Annotated in this window: 23 protein-coding genes, 1 tRNA gene and 2 rRNA genes (1 of these 26 only partly in view); 16 read left to right on the forward strand and 10 right to left on the reverse strand. The window is 67.1% G+C overall.

Annotated features, from left to right (window positions below; translation table 11 throughout):
• The 3 genes from ACSQ2H_RS02580 to ACSQ2H_RS02590 form a co-directional block, all read left to right on the forward strand.
• Window positions 1-1,464: ribosomal RNA gene (locus ACSQ2H_RS02580) — 23S ribosomal RNA — on the forward strand (it extends 1,323 nt beyond the left edge of the window).
• Between the two features lie 69 nt (window positions 1,465-1,533).
• Window positions 1,534-1,648 (forward strand): 5S ribosomal RNA (gene rrf / locus ACSQ2H_RS02585).
• A gap of 55 nt (window positions 1,649-1,703) precedes the next feature.
• Window positions 1,704-1,780: transfer RNA gene (locus ACSQ2H_RS02590), tRNA-Met, on the forward strand.
• A gap of 59 nt (window positions 1,781-1,839) precedes the next feature.
• On the opposite strand, the gene ACSQ2H_RS02595 is transcribed toward ACSQ2H_RS02590, so the two are convergent.
• The 3 genes from ACSQ2H_RS02595 to ACSQ2H_RS02605 are packed head-to-tail and all read right to left on the reverse strand — an operon-like array spanning window position 1,840 to window position 4,327.
• Window positions 1,840-3,138, reverse strand: coding sequence for a lanthionine synthetase LanC family protein (locus tag ACSQ2H_RS02595; protein ID WP_436059903.1), 1,299 nt, complete (start codon window positions 3,136-3,138; stop codon window positions 1,840-1,842).
• 43 nt (window positions 3,139-3,181) lie between these two features.
• The gene (locus ACSQ2H_RS02600) at window positions 3,182-3,922 is read right to left on the reverse strand and encodes a TylF/MycF/NovP-related O-methyltransferase (RefSeq protein ID WP_436059904.1); all 741 of its coding nucleotides are present in this window, start codon (window positions 3,920-3,922) and stop codon (window positions 3,182-3,184) included.
• Window positions 3,923-3,973: 51 nt separating this feature from the next.
• Entirely contained in the window at window positions 3,974-4,327 is a 354-nt protein-coding gene (locus ACSQ2H_RS02605) for a hypothetical protein (RefSeq protein ID WP_436059905.1), read from the reverse strand.
• Window positions 4,328-4,569: 242 nt separating this feature from the next.
• Here ACSQ2H_RS02605 and ACSQ2H_RS02610 point away from each other — a divergent pair, with 242 nt between their 5' ends.
• Complete coding sequence (locus ACSQ2H_RS02610; protein WP_436059906.1) at window positions 4,570-5,247, forward strand: DUF1013 domain-containing protein; 678 nt, start codon at window positions 4,570-4,572, stop codon at window positions 5,245-5,247.
• A 169-nt stretch (window positions 5,248-5,416) separates the two neighbouring features.
• Here ACSQ2H_RS02610 and ACSQ2H_RS02615 read toward each other — a convergent pair whose 3' ends face one another.
• Window positions 5,417-5,590, reverse strand: coding sequence for a DUF465 domain-containing protein (locus ACSQ2H_RS02615; protein WP_183776984.1), 174 nt, complete (start codon window positions 5,588-5,590; stop codon window positions 5,417-5,419).
• Window positions 5,591-5,722: 132 nt separating this feature from the next.
• On the opposite strand from ACSQ2H_RS02615, the gene ACSQ2H_RS02620 reads away from it, so the two are divergent.
• Genes ACSQ2H_RS02620 through ACSQ2H_RS02630 form a run of 3 tightly spaced genes read left to right on the forward strand, consistent with a single transcriptional unit; the run spans window position 5,723 to window position 7,038 of the window.
• Window positions 5,723-6,316: a UbiX family flavin prenyltransferase gene (locus tag ACSQ2H_RS02620; RefSeq protein ID WP_436059907.1), complete on the forward strand. Its 594-nt coding sequence runs from the start codon at window positions 5,723-5,725 to the stop codon at window positions 6,314-6,316.
• A gap of 2 nt (window positions 6,317-6,318) precedes the next feature.
• Entirely contained in the window at window positions 6,319-6,765 is a 447-nt protein-coding gene (locus tag ACSQ2H_RS02625) for a TIGR02444 family protein (RefSeq protein ID WP_436059908.1), read from the forward strand.
• Window positions 6,766-6,819: 54 nt separating this feature from the next.
• Entirely contained in the window at window positions 6,820-7,038 is a 219-nt protein-coding gene (locus tag ACSQ2H_RS02630) for a YdcH family protein (RefSeq protein WP_436059909.1), read from the forward strand.
• 25 nt (window positions 7,039-7,063) lie between these two features.
• On the opposite strand, the gene ACSQ2H_RS02635 is transcribed toward ACSQ2H_RS02630, so the two are convergent.
• Both ACSQ2H_RS02635 and ACSQ2H_RS02640 read right to left on the reverse strand, forming a co-directional pair.
• The gene (locus ACSQ2H_RS02635; RefSeq protein WP_436059910.1) at window positions 7,064-7,429 is read right to left on the reverse strand and encodes a VOC family protein; all 366 of its coding nucleotides are present in this window, start codon (window positions 7,427-7,429) and stop codon (window positions 7,064-7,066) included.
• Window positions 7,430-7,508: 79 nt separating this feature from the next.
• Window positions 7,509-8,237, reverse strand: coding sequence for a GGDEF domain-containing protein (locus ACSQ2H_RS02640; RefSeq protein WP_436059911.1), 729 nt, complete (start codon window positions 8,235-8,237; stop codon window positions 7,509-7,511).
• 127 nt (window positions 8,238-8,364) lie between these two features.
• Between ACSQ2H_RS02640 and purE the strand changes: the two genes are divergently transcribed.
• Together purE and ACSQ2H_RS02650 are read left to right on the forward strand one after the other, a co-directional pair.
• On the forward strand, window positions 8,365-8,856 hold the full coding sequence (purE, locus tag ACSQ2H_RS02645) for a 5-(carboxyamino)imidazole ribonucleotide mutase (protein ID WP_436059912.1): 492 nt from the start codon (window positions 8,365-8,367) through the stop codon (window positions 8,854-8,856).
• 8 nt (window positions 8,857-8,864) lie between these two features.
• Window positions 8,865-9,944 (forward strand): 5-(carboxyamino)imidazole ribonucleotide synthase, encoded by a 1,080-nt coding sequence (locus ACSQ2H_RS02650; protein ID WP_436059913.1) that lies wholly within the window; start codon window positions 8,865-8,867, stop codon window positions 9,942-9,944.
• A gap of 96 nt (window positions 9,945-10,040) precedes the next feature.
• Here ACSQ2H_RS02650 and motA read toward each other — a convergent pair whose 3' ends face one another.
• Window positions 10,041-10,910, reverse strand: coding sequence for a flagellar motor stator protein MotA (gene motA / locus ACSQ2H_RS02655; protein WP_056023012.1), 870 nt, complete (start codon window positions 10,908-10,910; stop codon window positions 10,041-10,043).
• A gap of 125 nt (window positions 10,911-11,035) precedes the next feature.
• On the opposite strand from motA, the gene ACSQ2H_RS02660 reads away from it, so the two are divergent.
• Complete coding sequence (locus ACSQ2H_RS02660) at window positions 11,036-12,361, forward strand: MFS transporter (protein ID WP_436059914.1); 1,326 nt, start codon at window positions 11,036-11,038, stop codon at window positions 12,359-12,361.
• Window positions 12,362-12,450: 89 nt separating this feature from the next.
• Here ACSQ2H_RS02660 and ACSQ2H_RS02665 read toward each other — a convergent pair whose 3' ends face one another.
• Complete coding sequence (locus tag ACSQ2H_RS02665; RefSeq protein ID WP_436059915.1) at window positions 12,451-13,734, reverse strand: lytic murein transglycosylase; 1,284 nt, start codon at window positions 13,732-13,734, stop codon at window positions 12,451-12,453.
• Between the two features lie 167 nt (window positions 13,735-13,901).
• On the opposite strand from ACSQ2H_RS02665, the gene ykgO reads away from it, so the two are divergent.
• From ykgO to ACSQ2H_RS02685, 4 genes are all read left to right on the forward strand, one after another.
• Window positions 13,902-14,027 (forward strand): type B 50S ribosomal protein L36, encoded by a 126-nt coding sequence (gene ykgO, locus ACSQ2H_RS02670; RefSeq protein ID WP_056023006.1) that lies wholly within the window; start codon window positions 13,902-13,904, stop codon window positions 14,025-14,027.
• Window positions 14,028-14,037: 10 nt separating this feature from the next.
• On the forward strand, window positions 14,038-14,643 hold the full coding sequence (locus ACSQ2H_RS02675; RefSeq protein ID WP_436059916.1) for an HAD family hydrolase: 606 nt from the start codon (window positions 14,038-14,040) through the stop codon (window positions 14,641-14,643).
• Window positions 14,644-14,747: 104 nt separating this feature from the next.
• Window positions 14,748-15,956: a serine hydrolase domain-containing protein gene (locus ACSQ2H_RS02680; RefSeq protein WP_436059917.1), complete on the forward strand. Its 1,209-nt coding sequence runs from the start codon at window positions 14,748-14,750 to the stop codon at window positions 15,954-15,956.
• Between the two features lie 25 nt (window positions 15,957-15,981).
• Complete coding sequence (locus ACSQ2H_RS02685) at window positions 15,982-16,641, forward strand: TetR/AcrR family transcriptional regulator (protein ID WP_436059918.1); 660 nt, start codon at window positions 15,982-15,984, stop codon at window positions 16,639-16,641.
• Here ACSQ2H_RS02685 and folE read toward each other — a convergent pair.
• The gene (gene folE, locus ACSQ2H_RS02690; protein ID WP_436059919.1) at window positions 16,628-17,212 is read right to left on the reverse strand and encodes a GTP cyclohydrolase I FolE; all 585 of its coding nucleotides are present in this window, start codon (window positions 17,210-17,212) and stop codon (window positions 16,628-16,630) included. The genes ACSQ2H_RS02685 and folE overlap by 14 nt on opposite strands.
• A 134-nt stretch (window positions 17,213-17,346) precedes the next feature.
• On the opposite strand from folE, the gene ACSQ2H_RS02695 reads away from it, so the two are divergent.
• Both ACSQ2H_RS02695 and ACSQ2H_RS02700 read left to right on the forward strand, forming a co-directional pair.
• On the forward strand, window positions 17,347-17,613 hold the full coding sequence (locus ACSQ2H_RS02695) for a DUF2312 domain-containing protein (RefSeq protein WP_183776971.1): 267 nt from the start codon (window positions 17,347-17,349) through the stop codon (window positions 17,611-17,613).
• A complete protein-coding gene (locus tag ACSQ2H_RS02700; protein WP_436059920.1) occupies window positions 17,610-17,912 on the forward strand; it encodes a hypothetical protein in 303 nt (100 codons plus the stop codon). Before ACSQ2H_RS02695 ends, ACSQ2H_RS02700 begins: the two co-directional genes overlap by 4 nt.
• Window positions 17,913-18,015: 103 nt before the next feature.
• Here the strand turns inward: ACSQ2H_RS02700 and ACSQ2H_RS02705 are convergent, their stop codons facing one another.
• Entirely contained in the window at window positions 18,016-19,509 is a 1,494-nt protein-coding gene (locus tag ACSQ2H_RS02705) for a sigma-54-dependent transcriptional regulator (RefSeq protein WP_436059921.1), read from the reverse strand.
• Window positions 19,510-19,655: the final 146 nt, after the last annotated feature.

Below are 19,655 nucleotides of genomic sequence, written 5' to 3' on the forward strand. Positions count from 1 at the left end.
TCTCGCCGAAAGTCCAAGGGTTCCTGCGTAAAGCTAATCTGCGCAGGGTTAGCCGGCCCCTAAGGCGAGGCCGAAAGGCGTAGTCGATGGGAACCAGGTGAATATTCCTGGGCCAGTTGGAGGTGACGAATTCCGTAAATTGTCAGGGCTTATTGGATTGTCCTGGCAGTGAAGGAGTTCCTGGAAATAACCCCAACGGAGACCGTACCCGAAACCGACACAGGTGGACAGGTAGAGTATACCAAGGCGCTTGAGAGAACTATGCTGAAGGAACTCGGCAAATTGCACGCGTAACTTCGGGATAAGCGTGACTCTCTTTTGGGCAACCAGATGAGAGTGGCACAGGCCAGGGGGTAGCGACTGTTTATCAAAAACACAGGGCTCTGCGAAGCCGCAAGGCGACGTATAGGGTCTGACGCCTGCCCGGTGCCGGAAGGTTAAAAGGAGTGGTGCAAGCTACGAATTGAAGCCCCGGTAAACGGCGGCCGTAACTATAACGGTCCTAAGGTAGCGAAATTCCTTGTCGGGTAAGTTCCGACCTGCACGAATGGCGTAACGACTTCCCCACTGTCTCCAGCATAGGCTCAGCGAAATTGAATTCCCCGTGAAGATGCGGGGTTCCCGCGGTCAGACGGAAAGACCCTATGAACCTTTACTGCAGCTTCGCCTTGGCGTTAGCGGCAACATGTGTAGGATAGGTGGGAGGCTATGAAACCGGGGCGCCAGTTCCGGTGGAGCCATCCTTGAAATACCACCCTTGTTGTCGCTGACGTCTAACCGCAGCCCGTTATCCGGGTTCGGGACATGGCGTGGCGGGCAGTTTGACTGGGGCGGTCGCCTCCCAAAGTGTAACGGAGGCGCGCGATGGTGGGCTCAGAGCGGTCGGAAATCGCTCGACGAGTGCAATGGCATAAGCCCGCCTGACTGCGAGACTGACAAGTCGAGCAGAGACGAAAGTCGGCCATAGTGATCCGGTGGTTCTGCGTGGAAGGGCCATCGCTCAACGAATAAAAGGTACTCTAGGGATAACAGGCTGATTTTGCCCAAGCGTCCACAGCGACGGCAAAGTTTGGCACCTCGATGTCGGCTCATCACATCCTGGGGCTGGAGCAGGTCCCAAGGGTTCGGCTGTTCGCCGATTAAAGTGGTACGTGAGCTGGGTTCAGAACGTCGTGAGACAGTTTGGTCCCTATCTGCCGTGGGTGTACGAAGCTTGAGAGGATCTGTCCCTAGTACGAGAGGACCGGGATGGACACACCTCTGGTGGACCTGTCGTGGCGCCAGCTGCGCAGCAGGGTAGCTAAGTGTGGAATAGATAACCGCTGAAAGCATCTAAGCGGGAAACTAACCTCAAAACAAGGCTTCGCCGAGAGCCGTGGTAGACCACCACGTTGATAGGCCAGGTGTGGAAGTGCCGCGAGGCATGCAGCTTACTGGTACTAATCGCTCGATAGGCTTGATCGTTCTTAGTCAAACTCATGACTATTGCGCTTTGCTTGATGTCTTCTCTCTTCAACGTATCCGTTTCGTTGACCTGGTGGTTATACCGAGAGGTCCCCACCCGATCCCATCCCGAACTCGGTCGTTAAGCCTCTCTGGGCCGATGGTACTTCGTCTTAAGGCGCGGGAGAGTAGGTCGCCGCCAGGTCTACCAAACGGATACGTCAAACAACCCTTCAATACACAATCTACAAACACCCTGACGCGGGGTGGAGCAGCCCGGTAGCTCGTCAGGCTCATAACCTGAAGGTCACAGGTTCAAATCCTGTCCCCGCACCCAAGGTTTCAACAGGCCCCCAAGCTTCGCTCGGGGGCTTCTTCGTGTCTGAGCCCTTGGCGTCAGGACGCCTCCATCGCCGGCCAGTCGGGCATGGCGAGCTTCACCGGGCGGCCGGCCTCCACGCCGTCGAGGTGCTGCAGGAAGCTGGCGATCCCGGCCGCGCCCTGCATGTAGCCGGTCTGGGCCTGGATGAAGTCGGGACGGTCGCGGTGCTCGGCCTGGCGCCACAGCCGGCGATCGTCATCGAGCTCGCTTGCTTCCAGGATCACCGCTGCGCAACGTTGCGCCAGCTTGAGATAGGCCTCATCGCCCAAGCGCCGCGCCAGCAACAATGCGAACTCGCCGACCCCGGCGTCGCCGCAGCACTGGCCGTGGTTGTTCCAGAAGCCCGCCGATCGCGCTTCCGGCGCGCCGGCGCCCTCGATGCCGGCGACCAGCTGGGCGAGCGCCTCGGCCCACTCGGCCTCGCCGGTGACGGCATGCAGTTCCAGCAACAACCGCCCGGTGCCGGCCGGGCCGTGGCAGGCGCCGAGGTAGAAGATCGGCTTGCGGGTGTCCTCGTTGTGACAGACCAGCCGTCCGCTCCCAACCGGATGGCTGCGGCTCATCGCATAGCGCGCAGCGGCGATGGCGGCGTCGAGATAGCGCGCCTCTCCGGTCGCCTGGTGCAGCTGCAGCAACGCGTAGCCGACGCCTGCGCCCCCGTGGGCGAAATTGGGGGCGGTGAACTGGAACGGCATGTCGGCCATCATCTTCCAGCGCAGGCCTTCCGGCGTCGGTTCGGCGACCTCCAGCAGCCGCTCGGCGGCGGCCCGGGCCAGCGGCAGGGCCTGGTCGTCCAGCGCCTCGCGGTCGGCATAGAGCAGGGTCAGGATCACGCCGGCCGAGCCGACCGACTGGTCGAAGACTTCGCGATCGTCGGTAAAGCCGGTGATGTCGCCGAACGGCGCGGGCTCGATCCAGCCGACGCCGGAGCCGATTGGCCGGGCCAAGTCGCGGATCTTGCCGAGGCAGAAGGCTGCGCCATCGCGGTAGCGGGCGTGACCTGTGATCCGCGCCAACTCGCCGAGCACGAACACGTAGCCGCCCCAGCCGGTCGAGGAATTGATGGAGAGGTCCTCGAAGGTCGGCAGCGCCGCCAGGATCTCGTCGCCTGCAGCGAGCGCCTTTTCCATCAGCTGCGGCTCGCCGGACTGCGCGTGCAGTTCGAGCAGCAGCAGAATCACGCCGCCCGCGCCGTGGTAGAGGCTGTGGGCCGGGCGGGCCTTGGGGTGGTCGTTGGTGCGCCAGACCGCGCCCGCGCGCTGCGACTCGATGAAATTCAGCGCTTCGCGCGCCGCCTGCACGTATCCGGTCATTTCCGCCCGTCCTTGTTTTGCGCAAGGCTAGCGGGGAGGGCGCCTAGAGGCCAGCGCGGAACACCCAGTGCGGCCAGACCTGTTCGGAATGCAGCTTGCGCTTCATGACCAGCTCTTCGACCGCCTCGGTGGCGCCGATGCAGGAAGGGGTGTCGGCGTCGTCGTAGACCACGTAGCCGCCGCGGGCCATGCTCGGCCAGACCGCGTCCTGGGCGTACTTCACGCCCGAATAGATGTCGCAGTCGATGTGGGCGAGCCCGAAGGCGGGGCGCTCGCGCGCGATCGCCGGGAAGGTGTCCTGGAACAGCCCTTTCACCACTACGAGATTGGTCAGGCCGAGCGCGTCGCGGCGCTCGACCAGGGCGTCGTAGGAACTGTCGCCGAAATCGCCCGGGCCGTGCAGGTCGCGGGCGGCGTCGGTCGCCGGCATCCCGGCATAGGTGTCGCAGGCATAGACCTTGGCGCCCGGCGCCACGTCCCAAAGGACCCGGGCCATGAACAGCGCATTGCCACCGCGATAGGAGCCGAACTCGATGACGTCCTTGCCCGCCAGATCCGCATAGAAGGACGTCAGGATCAGGAACAGGTTCATCCGCTTGGCCTCGACCATCACCGACCAGTGGGCGGAGGCCTCGAGGCCGGCCTGATAGAGGGGATGGTGGGCGACGCGCTCGGCGACCCCGGCGTGCATCAGGCCCCAGCCGCGCTGGTAGCCGTCATGCGCCGAGCGGCCTCGGGCGATGGTCTGCGGCGTGCCGATCTCAGGTAGAGGGACAGCGTTCATACGCCTATTGCTAGGGGGCTTTCCGCTGCTCGGCAATCGCGGTTCTGTGAACTAGGCGGTGGCCGTGTCGTAGCTGCGCCAGGCGCTTTCGCAGCGCTTGGCCCGCGAGGCCCGGCGCAGGTCTTCGAGGCGAGTCTCGAGCTTGGCGGATGCGGCCGGCGCGGCGGCCCCGAGCGAGGCCGGGAAGAGATAGGCCTGGGCCGTCTCGCCCCCGCGCGTCAGCGGCTGGCGGCGGGCGCCGGAGACCACCGCGCGTTCGGTGAGCGCCAGCTGGGCGGCGATCTCGCGGCAGGACAGGTGACTGTAGTCGGTGCGCGGGGCCGTCGCGGCCGCCCGCTGAGTATCGGTCGTCGCGCAGGCCGACAGCAAAGCCGCTGCGGCGATCGGCAGGACCGCGCCTCTCATTCCTGGAGCCCTCCCTGAAGGGTCGTTGTTACGAAGACTTTGGCACGACGTTCGCAAATGTCTTCAGGGAACGTGCGGCGGGCGAGCGACTTCACGGAATTGCGCACGTCAGGCGCCGCCGTTACCCGCCGGAACCGCGCAGGATTGTCGTTTTCTTGAGCGCGGAACGGGCCTATATGTGGCGTTGCTTGATTGCACCGCCCGGCCGAAAGGCCGGGCGCCGTCATTTTGGAAAGACCGTCATGACCGAGATTCTGATGCCGAAGGCGACCGCTGTCTGGCTGGTCGACAACACCTCGCTGACCTTCGATCAGATCGCCGACTTCTGCGGCCTGCATCCGCTGGAAGTGAAGGGCATCGCCGACGGCGAAGTGGCGCGCGACATCCGCGGCGCCGATCCGATCGCCAACGGCCAGCTGTCGCGCGAGGAGCTCGACAAGGCCCAGGGCAATGACAAGTACCGCATGAAGGCGCAGAAGAGCCGCCACGCCGAACTGCTGAAGCCGGTGAAAAAGGCTCCGCGCTACACCCCGGTTTCGCGCCGTCAGGACCGTCCGGACGCCATCGCCTGGTTCATCCGCAACCACCCGGAAGTGGCCGACAGCCAGATCGCGCGCCTGCTGGGCACCACCAAGGCCACCATCGACCAGGTCCGCAATCGCAGCCACTGGAACTCGGCCAACATCAAGCCGGTCGATCCGGTGACGCTCGGCCTGGCGACCCAGATGGAACTGGACGCCGTGGTCAAGAAGGCCGCCGACAAGAAGGCCAAGGACGACGCCCGTCGCGGCATCGTCGATGGCCCGACCCTGGAGCCGGCCTCGGAGACGGGCGCCTTCGGCGCCGCCGCCGAGCAGGACGACCAGCCCTACGCTGCCGAGCCGCCGCACTTCGACGACGAGGACGGCGAAGAGGACTAAGGTTCAGGGAAGGGGCGGCGCGGCCACCCCTTTTGCGTTCGCCAGCTTGTCAGAGAGCGCTGACACGCGCAGGCGACCCTGCCGATCGCCTCCGGGGACCCATGGAAACGATCGATCAGGGTCGACTGGCGTCCGTCCCCCGCCCGCACGGACGAGGAGGAAACCGTCCCTAGTGCGCTTGCGCGCCGAGGGCTTCGATCTCCTCCTTGAGCTTCAGCTTCTTGAGCTTCAGTTCCTTCAACTTGGTGGCGTCTGCGGCCGGCCTGTTCGTTTCCTCCTCGATCATCCGATCCAGATTCTGGTGACGGAAGCCAAGTTCACGGATACGGGCTTCGACGGCCATGACGTGTCATCTCCTTGTCGAACTACTGTCGCAGAGAGTGAACACCCGCTGGTCTGGCCTGTCAGATCACATATGTTTGCAGTGGGCTGAGCCGCGCCCACGCCTTGAAACCGGGCTCGGAGATACAAGGGCATGAGCACAGCCGCGCGCCTGGTGGTCGGCGTTTCGGGCGCCAGCGGCGTCGCCTACGGCCTGCGCGCGCTCGATGCGTGCCGGGATCTGGGGGTGGAAAGCCACCTGATTTTCTCCAAGGCTGCGGCCCTGACGCTGGCCCAGGAGACCGGGCTCAGCGTGGCCGACGTCAATGCGCGGGCCGACGTGACGCACAAGGTCGGCGACGTCGGCGCGGCGATCTCGTCGGGCTCGTTCCCGACGCTGGGCATGATCATCGCGCCCTGTTCGGTGCGCACGATGAGCGAGATCGCCACGGGGGTGACCTCCTCGCTGCTGACCCGCGCTGCCGACGTGACCTTGAAGGAGCGCCGTCCGCTGGTGCTGATGGTGCGTGAGACGCCGCTGCATCTGGGGCACCTGCGCACCATGGTGCGGCTGGCCGAGATGGGCGCGGTGATCGCCCCGCCGCTGCCGGCCTTCTACGCCAAGCCGTCGAGCCTGGAGGAGATGGTCGACCAATCGGTCGGCCGGGCGCTCGACCTGTTCGGCCTGTCCTGGACGCCCGTGAAGCGCTGGGGACTGGATCTCAAGCCGCTGACCGGGGAGGGCTAGCGATGTCGCTTTGGAGCTGGACGCTGGAGGCCTATGCGCGCCCGGGCGTGCCGGAGGTGTGCCTGGAGCTGCAGGACGCCTACGGACAGAACACCTCCTACCTGCTGTGGGCGGTTTGGGCCGAAGGCGCGGACGCCGCGACCCTGCAGGCGGCGGCGGCGGCCGGCCGGTCCTGGGACGAGGCGGTGCTGACGCCGGTGCGCGCCGTGCGCCGGACGCTGAAGGCGCCGTTCCAGGCAGTCGCCGACGGCGCGCGCGAGGGACTGCGCGACGACGTGAAGGCCGCCGAACTGCGGGCCGAGAGGGTGCTGATGGAAGCGTTCGAGGCGCTGAGCGAACATCGTCGCGGCGGGCAGCCGGCGCTCTCGGCGTTGCAAGCCGCTTCGCGCGCCTGGGGAGCGCCCGCCCCGGATGAGGCCCTGGCTCGCCTGGCGCGCGCCCTGGGCTAGGTCGTTAACCGCCGCCATGGCATAGAACGCGCGGTGACGTGGGGCCGCTAGCGTATGAACGACGACGACAGAAACGATCCCGAGGCGCGGATGGCCGAGCGCCTGCACCTGCTGACGCAGGAGCATTCCGACCTCGGCGTGGCGGTCGAAGCCATCGGCCAGGCGCCGGTGCCCGACATGATGGTCATCGCCCGCCTGAAGCGGAAGAAGCTGGCCCTGAAGGACGAAATCGAGCGTCTGAAGGATCAGCAGACGCCCGACATCATCGCCTAGGCCCGCAAGCGCGGGCCTGCGGGCGTCATCCCATCTTGAAGGCGCAGAACTTGTTGCCGTCGAGATCGCGGAAATAGGCGCCGTAGAAGGTCGGCATGCGCTTGCCGGGCTCGCCGTCGCACGTACCGCCGGCGGCCAGCGCCGCGGCGTGGACCTGGTCGACCACCTCGGGCGAGGGGCAGGCCAGGGCGACCATCATGCCGTTGCCGATGGTGGCCTTCTCGCCGTCATAAGGCTTGCAGACAGCCAGAGCGCCGGCGCCCGGCGCGCCGTAGAACTGGATGCGGTCCATGCCGAAGGACCGCGCGACGCCCAGCGGCGCCAGGACGGCGTCGAAGAACGACTTGGACTTCTCGAAATCGTTCGCGCCGACAGTGGTGTAGCCGATCATGGTGTTTCCCCTTTGGTAGCTTTCGCTGGCTGCTTCATAGCAACCTGACGCGCGCGTCACCGAAAGGGAAAACGGGGGCTCAGCGGGGGGCGAAACCGCGGGCTTCGCGCTTGCGGATGAACATGGCCGCGTCGGCTTCGGCGACGAGCGCCTCGGCGTCGATCTCGGGCGAGATCTCGCGCACGCCGAACGAGATGTGCAGCGGCGCGGTCCATTCGCCGAACCGGATCGGCGTGGCTTCGATCGCTTCGGCCAGCGAGCGTGCCTTGGCCTCGGCCGTCTGGCGGTCGGCCTGCACCAGGATGACCGCGAACTCGTCGCCTCCCATGCGCCCCACCACGTCGCTGTCGCGGACATTGGCGGCCAGCCGCTCGGCCACTGCGCAAAGGCAGGCGTCGCCCGCGGCGTGGCCGTAGCGGTCGTTCACCGCCTTGAAGCCGTCGAGGTCGAAGTAGACCAAGCTGGCGGGCGAGCCGTAGCGCTGGGCGAAGGTGCGGATGCGGCCGAGTTCGCGCACGAAGGCGCGCCGGTTGAGCAGCGGCGTCAGCGGATCGCGATCGGCCAACCCCTCGACCTCCCGCAGTTTGGCCTTCAGGCGTGTCACCTCGCCGCGCAGGTCGTCGATCTCGGTCAGCAGCGTGGCCAGCGCGCTTTGAACGGCCGGCGTCAGATCAGCCTCACCGAGGCCCAGGAATGCGGTCTTGTCGATCGGTCCGGCCGTGGCGGCGGTCGCCTGAGCGCCGGCATGAACCAACGCTCGCTTGCGGATCGCCGAGAAGGGTTCGGTGCGCGCGCCGGTGATCTTCATTGAGCCTCTCGCCCACCTCTAGAATCGGCAGGGAACCTTAAGCGTTGAGAATCCTGAACGTCCTTGGTTGCGGGCGCAAGGGCGGCGCCTATACTCCGCGCCTTTCCGAGAGAAGGGGCACGTCGGAATGAGCGTAGGCAAGGCGCAAGTCGCCATCATCATGGGCAGCCGGTCGGACTGGCCGACCATGAAGGCGGCCGCCGACAGTCTCGACGCGCTGGGCGTGGCCTACGAGGCCAAGGTCGTCTCGGCCCATCGCACCCCGGACCGGATGTACGAGTTCGCGAAGGGCGCCAAGGCGGCCGGCTTCAAGGTGATCATCGCCGGCGCCGGCGGCGCGGCGCACCTGCCGGGCATGACCGCCTCGCTGACAGAGCTGCCCGTGCTGGGCGTGCCGGTGGAATCCAAGGCGCTGAAGGGCATGGATTCGTTGATGTCGATCGTGCAGATGCCTGGCGGCATCCCGGTCGCCACCCTGGCCATCGGCGAGCCCGGCGCCAAGAACGCCGGCCTTCTTGCCGCCCAGATCCTGGCGCTCTCCGATGAAGCGCTGGCCCAGCGGCTGGCCGACTTCCGCGCCCGCAACACCGCCGGCGTCGCCGAAACCGTCGAAGACTGAGAATTCACATGACCGCCTCTCCTCTGCCCCCCGGCTCGACGATCGGGATTCTCGGCGGAGGGCAGCTCGGCCGCATGCTGGCTCTGGCCGCCGGGCGGCTGGGCTTCGACGTCGCGATCCTGGATCCGGCGCCGAACGGTCCGGCCAGCCGCGTCGCCGCCCACACCATCGTCGGCGCCTATGACGATCCGGACGCCCTGGCGCAGCTGGCCAAGGTCGCCGACGTCGTCACCTATGAGTTCGAGAACGTGCCGGCTCTCGCGGTCGAGAAGCTGACCGAGCTCGGCGTGCTGGTCGCGCCGGGCGCGCGGGCGCTGGCCGTCGCCCAGGACCGGGTGGAGGAGAAGACCTTCCTCAACGGCGCGGGCGCGCCGACCGTCGCCTTCATCGCCGCCGACGACGGTGAGGCCGCCCGCGAGGCGGTCGTGGCCATGGGCGCGCCGGTGCTGATGAAGACGCGCCGCGAGGGCTACGACGGCAAGGGCCAGATGTGGGTCGAGCACGCCGCCGATGCGCCCGAGGCGTTCAAGAAGGTCGGCGCCAAGCCGGTGATCCTGGAAGCTCCCGCCGACTTCGTGCGCGAGCTGTCGGTGATCGCCGCCCGCGGCCGCGATGGCGAGATCGCCGTCTATCCGCTGGCCGAGAACCACCACGAGAAGGGCGTGCTGCGCCGCTCGTTCGCGCCGGCCGAGGTCAGCAAGGAGACCGCCGGCCAGGCCGAGCGCATCGCCGCCCAGGTGCTGACCGCGCTCGACTATGTCGGGGTGATCGGCATCGAACTGTTCGAACTCAAGGACGGCAAGCTGCTGGTCAATGAGATCGCTCCGCGGGTGCACAACACCGGCCACTGGACCATGGACGGCTGTGAGGTCGACCAGTTCGAGCAGCACATCCGCGCCGTGGCCGGCTGGCCGCTGGGCCCGACCCACGCCCACGCCAAGGTCGAGATGCTGAACCTGCTGGGCAAGGAGGCCGACGGCTGGGCCAAGCTGGCCGGCGAGCCGGAGACCCGCGTCCACCTCTATGGCAAACGCGACGCCAAGCCGGGCCGCAAGATGGGCCACGTGAACCGGCTTAAGCCGCTCTAAGTCCCGCGCATCCCCGCGAAGGCGGGGACCCAAGCTGAATCTCTGGCTTCGGCGAGGTCCGATGGATCCCCGCCTGCGCGGGGATGAGCGGAGCTGTCAAGCTTCGGCCGGGATCGCCGAGAGGGCTTCTTCCAGTTCCAGGAAGCTCGGTTGCGCTCCCGACGGGACGCTGCCGCGGCCGATCTCGACCGAGATCTGCGCGGCGTTGCCGTGCAGGTGGGCGACGAGCACCGACTGGATGATCTTATAGAAGGAGCCTTCTTCCTCGATGATCTCCTTCAGTCGGGCCGCGAAGGGACCGACCAGGCCGTAGGCCAGGAACACGCCGAGGAAGGTGCCGACGAGCGCGCCGCCGATCATGCCGCCCAGGACTTCCGGCGGCTCGGTGATCGAGCCCATGGTCTTGATGACCCCGAGCACGGCGGCGACGATGCCTAGGGCGGGCAGAGCGTCGGCCAGGTTCTGCAGTGCGCCGGCCGGGGCCAGCGCTTCGTGGTGGTGCTTCTCCAGCTGCTTTTCCATGGCGTCCTCGACCTGGTGCGGGTCTTCGAGGTTCATGGTCATCATCCGCAGGGTGTCGCAGATGAAGTCGATGGCGAAGTGGTCCTTCATGATCTTCGGGAAGCGCGAGAAGATCGTGCTCTCCTTCGGATTTTCGATGTGGCTTTCCAGGGCGATGACGCCCTTGGACTTCATGGTCTTGGTCAGCAGGAACAGCAGCGAGAGCAGGTCGCGGTAGTCCGACGCCTTCCACTTGGGCCCGGCGAACACCTTGCCGAAGCCGCCCAGCGACGCCTTGATCACGGGAACCGAGTTCGAGATCAGGAAGGCCGCGACGCCCGCGCCGCCGATAGCCATCATTTCGTGGGGCAGGGCGTGCATAATCACGCCCATGTTGCCGCCGGAAATGATGTAGCTGCCGAACACCAGCGCGAAGAGCAGCACGATGCCGATAATCTGAAACATAGGAAGACGCAGTCCCCGCGGAATTCAGCGCGGAGCATGGCTGTTAATGCTTAATGCCCGGTGTGCGCGGCCCTTGTGCGCTTTGAGGTTTGCGCAACCCGACGGCGCGGCTTAACAGCCCTCCCATGCCCAAGTCCGCCGAAGAGCAGGAAGGCCTGCCCAAGAAGACGTTCGCCATCATTTTCGGCGTGTCGCTGGTGACCGCCATGGGGAACACCGGGATGATCTCGGTGCTGCCGGCGATCGGACGATCGATCGGCATCCCCGATCCGATGGTGGCGGCGATCTTCTCCCTCTCGGCGTTGCTCTGGGCCTTTTCCTCCCCCTGGTGGGCGCGAGCCTCCGATCGTCACGGCCGCAAGCCGTTGATGCTGATCGGGCTCTCCGGGTTCATGTTCTCGATGATCGCCTGCGCCCTGGTGGTGATGGCCGGCCTGCACAAGCTGGCGGCGCCGATGGTGATCTTCGTGTTGTTCCTGTTCGCCCGGGCTCTGTTCGGCCTCTTCGGAGCGGCGTCCAATCCGGCGACCCAGGCCTATGTGGCCGAGCACACGCCCCCGGAAAAGCGCACCCAATCCATGTCCAGCCTGGCTGGCGCGTTCGGTCTGGGCACCGTCATCGGGCCGTTCGTGGCGCCGCTGTTCGTCCTGCCGTTCGTCGGGCTGTCGGGGCCGATGCTCGGCTTCGCCGTGCTGGCGGGCGCCATGCTCTTCGTGGTCTGGAAGTTCCTGCCGGAGAGCAAGCACATGCCGGTCGCGCCGGTGAAGGCCGCGGTCGCCAAGGACGCGACCGGCGGCGACGCGACCAAGGAAAAGCCGATGTGGCGCGATCCGCGCGTCACGCCGTTCCTGATCTACGGCTTCATCGTCGCGGTCTGCCAGACGGCCCAGGGCCAGACCCTCGGCTTCCTGATCATCGACAAGCTCCAGCTATCGCCGCTGCAGGCGCAGGGCTTCATCGCCATCGCCATGATGTTCGGCGCCATGGCCGGATTGCTCGCCCAGTGGGGCATCATCCGGATGTTCGAGATGACTCCGCGCCAGTTGCTGCGCTGGGGCGTGGCTGTCGCCGCGCTGGGCAACGTCATCGTCGCCTTCCAGCCGACCTATGGGGCCGTGGTGGCGGGCTATGCGATCTCGAGCCTCGGCTTCGGGCTGGCCCGCCCAGGCTTCACCGCCGGCTCGTCGCTGGCGGTCGGCATGCACGAGCAGGCGCGCGTCGCCGGGGCCATCGCGGCGGTGAACGGGGTGAACGTGGTGCTCGCCCCGTTCTTCGTCTGGCTCTACGAGCGGATCGCCCCGGCGCCGTTCATCCTCTGCGGCGGCCTGATGGTGCTGATGCTGATCTACGCCTTCCGCAATCCGCAGCTGCGCAACGCGCACCCGCAGCCGGCCACCCGCGCCGACGCGGCCATGGCGACCCTGGAAAAGAGCGACGAGGGCGGCGTCTAGGCGCAACTAAATCCTCCCCTCTTGGGGGAGGTGGATCGATGCCTAGCATCTCCGCTGACTGCTCCCCCAGCGGGGGAGCATCTCGTTGATCAGTTCGGCGCCGCGCCGGCTTCGACGTTCAGCCGCCGTACCATCTCCATCGACAGGTAGCCGTCGGCGATCAGGCCGCGCGACTTCTGCCAGGCCCGCAGCGCCGTGCGGGTGTTCACCCCGACCACGCCGTCCGGCGAGCCCGGATTGAAGCCGAGCTTGGCCAGGGCGGCCTGCGCCCCGATGCGGTCGCTGATCGCCAGCGGCGTCTCGACCGGCCAGGGCTTCACCAGCGGCGCGCTGCCGGCGAAGGCGTCGGCCAGCAGCCCGATGCCCAGGGCGTAGGCCGTGGAGTTGTTGTACTTGCGGATCGCGAAGTGGTTCGGGAACAGCAGGAAGATCGGGCCGCTCGCGCCCGCCGGGGCGACGAGCTGCGCCGGAGCCTGCTCCGCGGCTTTCCAGGGGCCTCCGTCGGCCGGCTTGACGCCTAGGGCCTCCCAGTAGGGCGGAGCCTCCTTGGGGCCCTCGGTCAAGCTGTAGTCGAACCCGGCGGGCAGCACGACTTCCCGCGCCCAGGCCTGGTCGCGGACCCAGCCGCCCTTGGCCAGCAGGTTGGCGGCCGAGGCCAGGGCGTCGTTCGGCGAGCCCCAGATGTCGCGCTTGCCGTCGCCGTCGCCGTCGACGGCGGTGGAGATATAGTTGGAGGGCAGGAACTGGGTTTGGCCCATGGCGCCGGCCCAGGAGCCCTTGAGCTGGGCGCGGCTGGCCTCGCCCGACTGGATGATCTTCAGGGTGGCGATCAGCTCGCCTTCGGCCCAGGCGCGGCGGCGGCCGTGATAGGCTAGGCTCGACATCGAGCGGACGACGTCGAAGTCGCCCTGGACCGCTCCGAAGGCGCTCTCCATGGCCCAGACCGCGAGCAGGATGTCACGCGGCACGCCGAAGCGCTGTTCGATCCCCGGCCAGAACGGCAGGTCGTTGCGATAGCGCTGGCCGCGGGCGATGCGGTCGGCGCTTATCACGCCCTTCACATAGTCGCCGATCGGCTTGGAGAATTCGGGCTGGGCCGAGTCGAGGCTGATGACCCGCGGATTGGGCGTCAGGCCGGCCATCTCGCGGTCCACCAGCGCCGCAGGCAGCCCGGCGGCGATCGCGCGGCCGCGGAAGTCGCTGCGCCAGGCGTCATAGCCGGCGTCGCCCGACGTCGCAGGGGACACAAGGGCGGGGGGCAGGACGGATGGCGGAACCTGAGGCGGGGGCGGCGGCGGCGCGTGCGTGGGCGGCGGCGGAGCGGGACCGGCGCAGCCGGCGAGGAGCAAGACAAGAAACAGGCGACGGTCCATAAGGAGCAACCTAGCCGTGCCCCGGGCGGGCCTCAATCACAAGGCCGCGAGGCGGGCGCGACCATCTCGACGCCGCTGCGCCGTTGACTCTTGGTGCCCCGGCCCGTATACGCGCCCGCTCTGTAGATAACCCCGCCGGACCCGGTCCGGAGCCTTGAGATAGGTCCATGAAGGTCAGAAGCTCGCTTAAGTCGCTCAAGACTCGCCACCGCGACTGCAAGCTCGTGCGTCGCAAGGGCGTGGTCTACGTCATCAACAAGACCGACCCGCGTTTCAAAGCCAAGCAAGGCTGAGGCGACGAGGATGGCTCCCAAGGCCGTCCTCTGGGACATCGGTAATGTGATCGTGCGCTGGAATCCGCGCACGCTTTACCAAGAGATTTTCAAGGAACCGGCCGAATGCGACCGGTTCCTTTCTCATGTCTGCAACATGACATGGCACGTCGCCCACGACCTCGGGGTGACGTTCGCGGACAATCGCGCGCCGCTGCTTGAGCAGTTTCCCGAATACGCCGACGCCATCCACGCCTGGGAGACCCGGTGGTGGGACATGTTCTCAGGGCCGATTCCCGAGACCGAGGCGGCCATCGAGGCCCTGCACGCCGCGGGCGTGCCGCAGTACGGCGTGACCAACATGTCGCACGAGACCTTTCCGGGGACGGTGGCCATGAGCCCGGCCTTCAAGCGTTTGGCCGACTATGTGGTCTCGGCCCATGTCGGGCTGCTGAAGCCGGATCCGGCCTTCTACGCCCACGCCTGCGAGCAGTTCGTGCTGGGGCCGGCCGACGTGCTGTTCTTCGACGACTCGGCGGCCAACATCGCCAGCGCCCGCGAGTTCGGCTTCGACGTCCATCACTTCACCGATCCGGCCGATGTCCGTCTGGCCCTGGAGGCCCGCGGCCTCCTATAGCCGCCGACACCGGCCGGCGACGCCCTCTTGCCAAAGATATGAATGTTAGTTCACATTTGTATCAAGTGAGGCCGGCAGGGCCTCCACGGCAAAAGGGGAAGGCGATGAGCAGGATGTTTGCGGCGAGTGCGATGGCGCTGGCCTTGATGGCCGCCGGCGGGGCCGGGGCGCAGGACCGCGTCGGGGTGCGCGGTACCTGGGGCGCGCCGGCCAATGCGCCGGGCGCCTTCCACAACATGGAGGAGCTGTTCCCCTCGCGGCGGATCGCGCCGGCCGTGACGCCGATGGCGCTGAAGGAACCGACCGCTCCGCTGGCTTTCACCTACGCCTATCAAGGCAAGACCAAGACCCTGGAGGACTTCGCCGCCGACACCCGCACCAGCGGCCTGCTGATCCTGCGCGGCGACCAGATCCTGCACGAGCGCTATTACATGGGCGCCTCGCCTGACAGCCGCTTCGTCTCGTTCTCGGTCGGCAAGTCGTTCGTTTCGACCCTGATCGGCATCGCGTTGGCCGAGGGCAAGATCCGCAGTCTCGACGATCCGATGATCGACTACCTGCCCGATCTCAAGGGCGGGGCCTATGAGAAGACCACCATCAAGGACGTGCTGGAGATGTCGTCGGGCACCGCGTTCGACGAGGAGTATACCAGCGCCAAGTCGGGGATCGCTGGCTTCCTCGGCCGGTTCGACGCCAACCAGGGCGGGCTCTACGACTACTCGCGCCAGTTCAAGTCGGCCCGCGCGCCGGGCGCCAAGTTCAACTACGCGAGCGCCGACACCGAAATCCTCGGCGCGCTGCTGACCAAGGCCACCGGCGTGCGGCCCGCCGACTACATGACCGAGAAGCTCTGGAAGCCGATGGGCGCCGAGGCCGAGGCCCGCTGGATCCTCGACCAGCCGGGCGACGCCGGCCGCGAGGTCGCCGCCGGCGGCCTGCTGATCCGGCTGCGCGACTATGCCCGCTTCGGCTACCTCGCCGCCCACGACGGCGTGGTCGGCGGCCGCCAGGTGCTGCCCAAGGGCTGGATCGCGCTGGCCACCCAGCCGCAGCGGCCGCAGGTGCAGTACGGCAAGCTCGGCGACGGCCCGCTGGGCTACGGCTATCAGTGGTGGCTGATCCCGGGCCAGGACCGCGCCTTCACAGGCGAGGGCATCTACGGCCAGTTCCTGATGGTCAATCCGGAGCTCGATCTGGTGGTGGTGAAGACCAGCGCCTGGACCGCGGCCTGGGACGATCCGATGGCGCTGGAGACCTTCGCCATGTTCGACGCGCTCAGCGCCAGCATGCGGGCGCAGTCCCAGGCGCAGTGAGCTTCGGCGTGCTAGGAGAGGGGCGATGAGCGCGACTCTCACCCCTCGCAAGCTGCCGACCCAGGCGCGGGCCAAGGCCCGTATCCAGCGGGTGCTGAACGCCACCCAGGCGATCCTCAACCGCGATGGGCCGGCCGCCCTGACCACCCCGGCGATCGCCGCGGAGTCGGGCGTCTCGGTCGGCTCGATCTACCAGTACTTCCCGAACAAGGAGGCGATCGTCCTGGCGCTCTATGAGGCGCGGCTGGCCGAGATCCGCGGCGAGGCGCGCGAGGCGCAGGACGACGGCGAGACCGACTGGCGGGCGTTCTTCCGCCGCTGGATCCGCCAGATCAAGGAACGCGAGGAGGCGGTCGGCTACGGCCTGTCGATGAGCGCCGCGTTCGACCACTTCCCGCGGCTGGCCGAGGTCGAACCGGTCCACGCCCAGGAGATGGCCGACGGCGTCGTCGCCCAGCTCAAGCGGTTCGGCTCGACCTGGCCGGACGGGGCGCTCTTCGACCTGGCGATCTACGCCTACTATCTGGACTCCACGACCTGGCGGTACTGGACGGTCGCGCAGGCCCGGCTGCCGCAGGGGATCGAGCGGCTGGTCGAGACGGTGATCGCGTTGCTGGCGCCCGCGCTCGAAGGCGGGCCGCCGCCGCCGCCGCCCTACGCGGCGCGGCGGTTCAGCCGTTCCTGACGAATTCGAGGAACTCCTGACGGGTGCGCGGATCGTCGCGGATCACCCCGGTCAGGCTGCTGGTGGTCAGGCGCGAGCCGGGGGTGTTCACCCCGCGCATGGTCATGCAGCTGTGCTCGGAGACGATGACCACGCCCACGCCCCGCGGCTGCAGGATGTCGTGGATGGCGCCGGCGATCTCGGAGGTCAGCTTCTCCTGGATCTGCAGCCGCCGGGCGAAGCCATGCACCACCCGGGCCAGCTTCGAGATTCCGACCACCCGGTCGGACGGCAGGTAGCCGACATGCGCCTTGCCCAGGAACGGCAGCATGTGGTGCTCGCAGAAGCTGACCACCCGAATGTCGCGCAACACCACCAGTTCGTCGTAGCCGGCCACCTCCTCGAAGGTGCGCTCGAGGTACTCGCGCGGATCGCTTTCGTAGCCTGAGAACAGTTCCTCATAGGCGCGGACGACGCGGCCGGGCGTGTCGAGCAGGCCTTCGCGGTCGGGGTCGTCGCCGGCCCACTCGATCAGCGTGCGGACAGCAGCCTCGGCGTCGCTGCGGCTCGGACGGGTGCGTGAATGGGGCATGGCGAAAACTCCGCGTCGATCCGTCTCAACGGTCGGCCAAGGCGAAGGTTCAGCAGGGCGGATGACAGGGGGCGGTCGCCCCGCTAGTTTCCGCCGCCTTTCCGCAAACCTCGAGCTGTGAGACGCTTAAGCCCATGTCCGACGACAATTCCCACGGCGACATCCTGAACCAGGCCGCCCAGGGCCAGCTCAAGAGCATCATCGAGCGCATCGAGCGCCTCGAGCAGGAAAAGACCGAGATCGCCGAGCAGATCAAAGAGGTCTTCGCCGAAGCCAAGGGCAACGGCTTCGACGTCAAGGTGCTGCGCAAGGTGGTCCGCATCCGCAAGCAGGACCGCGCCAAGCGGCTGGAGGAAGAGGCGATCCTCGACCTCTATCTCTCGGCCATCGGAGAGATTTGAAGCGCTCCCCGCCAGATCGGAAGGCGCAGGCCAAACGGGCCGCGCTCAATGCCCTCAAGCGCGTTCGCCGCCAGGCCGAACGCGCGGAGGTCGAACTTTCGGACTGGGAGGGGGAGTTCCTCGGCTCTGTCGAGGACCGCGTGAAGACCTACGGCCGCGCCTTCGGCGACCCTGAGAAGGGCGGCGCGGGCGAGGCGCTCTCGGTCATGCAGGCCGTGAAGCTCAAGGAGATCGCCGCCAAGGCGAAGGGCGAGAAGAAGCCCTTCCGGCGGCGACCGAAATCGTACTCGGAAGATTGAGCCCCCCAAACCCGCTCATCCCCGCGAAGGCGGGGATCTATGCGGAGCGTCCATGGTCCGAGGCAGCTTGGGTCCCCGCCTTCGCGGGGATGGGCGGCGCATTCTAAGCCACCGCGCTGGCGTCTTCCTCGCCGCCGGCGCCCTTGACCGCGTCTTCCAGGCCTTGCTCGCGGACCTTGCGATAGAGGGTCGAGCGGCCGATGCCGAGCCGGCGGGCGACTTCGCTCATGTGGCCGGCATAGATCTCGATGGCCAGGGCGATCAGGTCGCGCTCGATCTCTTCCAAAGTCCGCAGATGGCCGCGGTGGTCGAGGATGCGGACCGGAGCGTCGGCGGGCATTTCGGCGACCAGCTCCTCGGCTGTCGGCAGCGTGACCGGGCGTTGGCTGGCGACGGCTTCGAAGGCTTCCGGCGGCGGCGCCGCGACCCCGGAGATCGCCGGGAAGTCGAAAGGCTGCAGATACGGTGCGTCGGCTAGCACGATGGCGCGATAGACCGCGTTTTCCAGTTGGCGGACATTGCCCGGCCAATCGTAGGCGGTCAGGAAGGCCAGGGTCTCGGCCGAGGCCGCGACGACGCTCTTGCCCTCTTCGACGTTGAAGCGGCGGATGAAGTGGTCGACCAGGGCCGGGATGTCCTCGCGCCGGGTGCGCAGCGACGGGGCCTCGATCGGGAAGACGTTCAGGCGATAGAACAGGTCCTCGCGGAACAGCCCGTCCTTCACGGCCTGGGCCGGGTCGCGGTTGGTCGCCGAGACGATCCGCACGTCGACCTTGATCGAGCGCTTGGAGCCGATCGGGTCGATCTCGCTCTCCTGCAGGGCGCGCAGCAGCTTGACCTGCATGTCCAGCGGCAGCTCGCCGACCTCGTCGAGGAACAGGGTGCCGCCGTTGGCCTCCTGGAACTTGCCCAGGTGCTTGTCGGTCGCGCCGGTGAAGCTGCCCTTCTCGTGGCCGAACAGGATGCTCTCGACCAGGTTCTCTGGCAGGGCGCCGCAGTTCACGGCCACGAAGGGCTTGCCGGCGCGGTCGGACGATCCATGCACGGCGCGCGCGATGACTTCCTTGCCGACGCCGCTTTCGCCGGTGATCAGGATCGGGATGGACGACTTGGCCGCCCGCTCGCCAATGCGCTTGACCATCGTCATCGCCGGCGAGTTTCCAACCATGTCGGCGAAGCTGGTGCGGCCGCTGGCATGCTTCTTCAGTCGGTCGACCTCGCCCTTCAGGGCGCCCATCGACAGCGCGTTGCGGATCGAGACGATGATCCGTTCCGGGCTGGCCGGCTTGATGAAGAAGTCGCTGGCCCCGGCCTGCATGGCCTGGACGACGGTGTCGATGCCGCCGGTCGCGGTCAGCACGATCACCGGCTGAGCGAAGTTGCGCGCGCGCATCTCCTTCAGGGTGTCCTGGCCGCTCATGCCAGGCATGACGAGGTCGAGCAGAACGATGTCCGTCGAGGCGCCCGACTGCAGGCGCGTGATCGCCGCATCGCCGTTCTCGGCGTGGGCCACGGCGAAGCCTTCGCGTTCCAGCACGGCCTGGATCAGCCGGCGCTGCGTCGGGTCGTCATCGACGACAAGGACCGTCTTGGTCATTTGAAACACCCACACCTGGAATCGGACGCTCGTTTCGCCGATGGCTTGGTCGAACGAGGCTCTTGTTGAGCCGGATTGATACATGGGCGGGGTAAAGGCCGGGTTTCGGAGTCCTGAGTCGGGGGTTAACGGCCCGATGGCCGCGT

Origin of the sequence: Phenylobacterium sp. LjRoot97 (assembly GCF_964254345.1) — a bacterium.
Classification (GTDB): Bacteria; Pseudomonadota; Alphaproteobacteria; order Caulobacterales; family Caulobacteraceae; genus Phenylobacterium.

What these genes read in the sequence shown, in the direction of transcription:
- ACSQ2H_RS02595 (WP_436059903.1), bottom strand. Translation starts at nt 3,138, where the DNA reads ATGACCGGATACGTGCAGGCGGCGCGCGAAGCGCTGAATTTCATCGAG.
- ACSQ2H_RS02600 (WP_436059904.1), bottom strand. Translation starts at nt 3,922, where the DNA reads ATGAACGCTGTCCCTCTACCTGAGATCGGCACGCCGCAGACCATCGCC.
- ACSQ2H_RS02605 (WP_436059905.1), bottom strand. Translation starts at nt 4,327, where the DNA reads ATGAGAGGCGCGGTCCTGCCGATCGCCGCAGCGGCTTTGCTGTCGGCC.
- ACSQ2H_RS02610 (WP_436059906.1), top strand. Translation starts at nt 4,570, where the DNA reads ATGACCGAGATTCTGATGCCGAAGGCGACCGCTGTCTGGCTGGTCGAC.
- ACSQ2H_RS02615 (WP_183776984.1), bottom strand. Translation starts at nt 5,590, where the DNA reads ATGGCCGTCGAAGCCCGTATCCGTGAACTTGGCTTCCGTCACCAGAAT.
- ACSQ2H_RS02620 (WP_436059907.1), top strand. Translation starts at nt 5,723, where the DNA reads ATGAGCACAGCCGCGCGCCTGGTGGTCGGCGTTTCGGGCGCCAGCGGC.
- ACSQ2H_RS02625 (WP_436059908.1), top strand. Translation starts at nt 6,319, where the DNA reads ATGTCGCTTTGGAGCTGGACGCTGGAGGCCTATGCGCGCCCGGGCGTG.
- ACSQ2H_RS02630 (WP_436059909.1), top strand. Translation starts at nt 6,820, where the DNA reads ATGAACGACGACGACAGAAACGATCCCGAGGCGCGGATGGCCGAGCGC.
- ACSQ2H_RS02635 (WP_436059910.1), bottom strand. Translation starts at nt 7,429, where the DNA reads ATGATCGGCTACACCACTGTCGGCGCGAACGATTTCGAGAAGTCCAAG.
- ACSQ2H_RS02640 (WP_436059911.1), bottom strand. Translation starts at nt 8,237, where the DNA reads ATGAAGATCACCGGCGCGCGCACCGAACCCTTCTCGGCGATCCGCAAG.
- purE (WP_436059912.1), top strand. Translation starts at nt 8,365, where the DNA reads ATGAGCGTAGGCAAGGCGCAAGTCGCCATCATCATGGGCAGCCGGTCG.
- ACSQ2H_RS02650 (WP_436059913.1), top strand. Translation starts at nt 8,865, where the DNA reads ATGACCGCCTCTCCTCTGCCCCCCGGCTCGACGATCGGGATTCTCGGC.
- motA (WP_056023012.1), bottom strand. Translation starts at nt 10,910, where the DNA reads ATGTTTCAGATTATCGGCATCGTGCTGCTCTTCGCGCTGGTGTTCGGC.
- ACSQ2H_RS02660 (WP_436059914.1), top strand. Translation starts at nt 11,036, where the DNA reads ATGCCCAAGTCCGCCGAAGAGCAGGAAGGCCTGCCCAAGAAGACGTTC.
- ACSQ2H_RS02665 (WP_436059915.1), bottom strand. Translation starts at nt 13,734, where the DNA reads ATGGACCGTCGCCTGTTTCTTGTCTTGCTCCTCGCCGGCTGCGCCGGT.
- ykgO (WP_056023006.1), top strand. Translation starts at nt 13,902, where the DNA reads ATGAAGGTCAGAAGCTCGCTTAAGTCGCTCAAGACTCGCCACCGCGAC.
- ACSQ2H_RS02675 (WP_436059916.1), top strand. Translation starts at nt 14,038, where the DNA reads ATGGCTCCCAAGGCCGTCCTCTGGGACATCGGTAATGTGATCGTGCGC.
- ACSQ2H_RS02680 (WP_436059917.1), top strand. Translation starts at nt 14,748, where the DNA reads ATGAGCAGGATGTTTGCGGCGAGTGCGATGGCGCTGGCCTTGATGGCC.
- ACSQ2H_RS02685 (WP_436059918.1), top strand. Translation starts at nt 15,982, where the DNA reads ATGAGCGCGACTCTCACCCCTCGCAAGCTGCCGACCCAGGCGCGGGCC.
- folE (WP_436059919.1), bottom strand. Translation starts at nt 17,212, where the DNA reads ATGCCCCATTCACGCACCCGTCCGAGCCGCAGCGACGCCGAGGCTGCT.
- ACSQ2H_RS02695 (WP_183776971.1), top strand. Translation starts at nt 17,347, where the DNA reads ATGTCCGACGACAATTCCCACGGCGACATCCTGAACCAGGCCGCCCAG.
- ACSQ2H_RS02705 (WP_436059921.1), bottom strand. Translation starts at nt 19,509, where the DNA reads ATGACCAAGACGGTCCTTGTCGTCGATGACGACCCGACGCAGCGCCGG.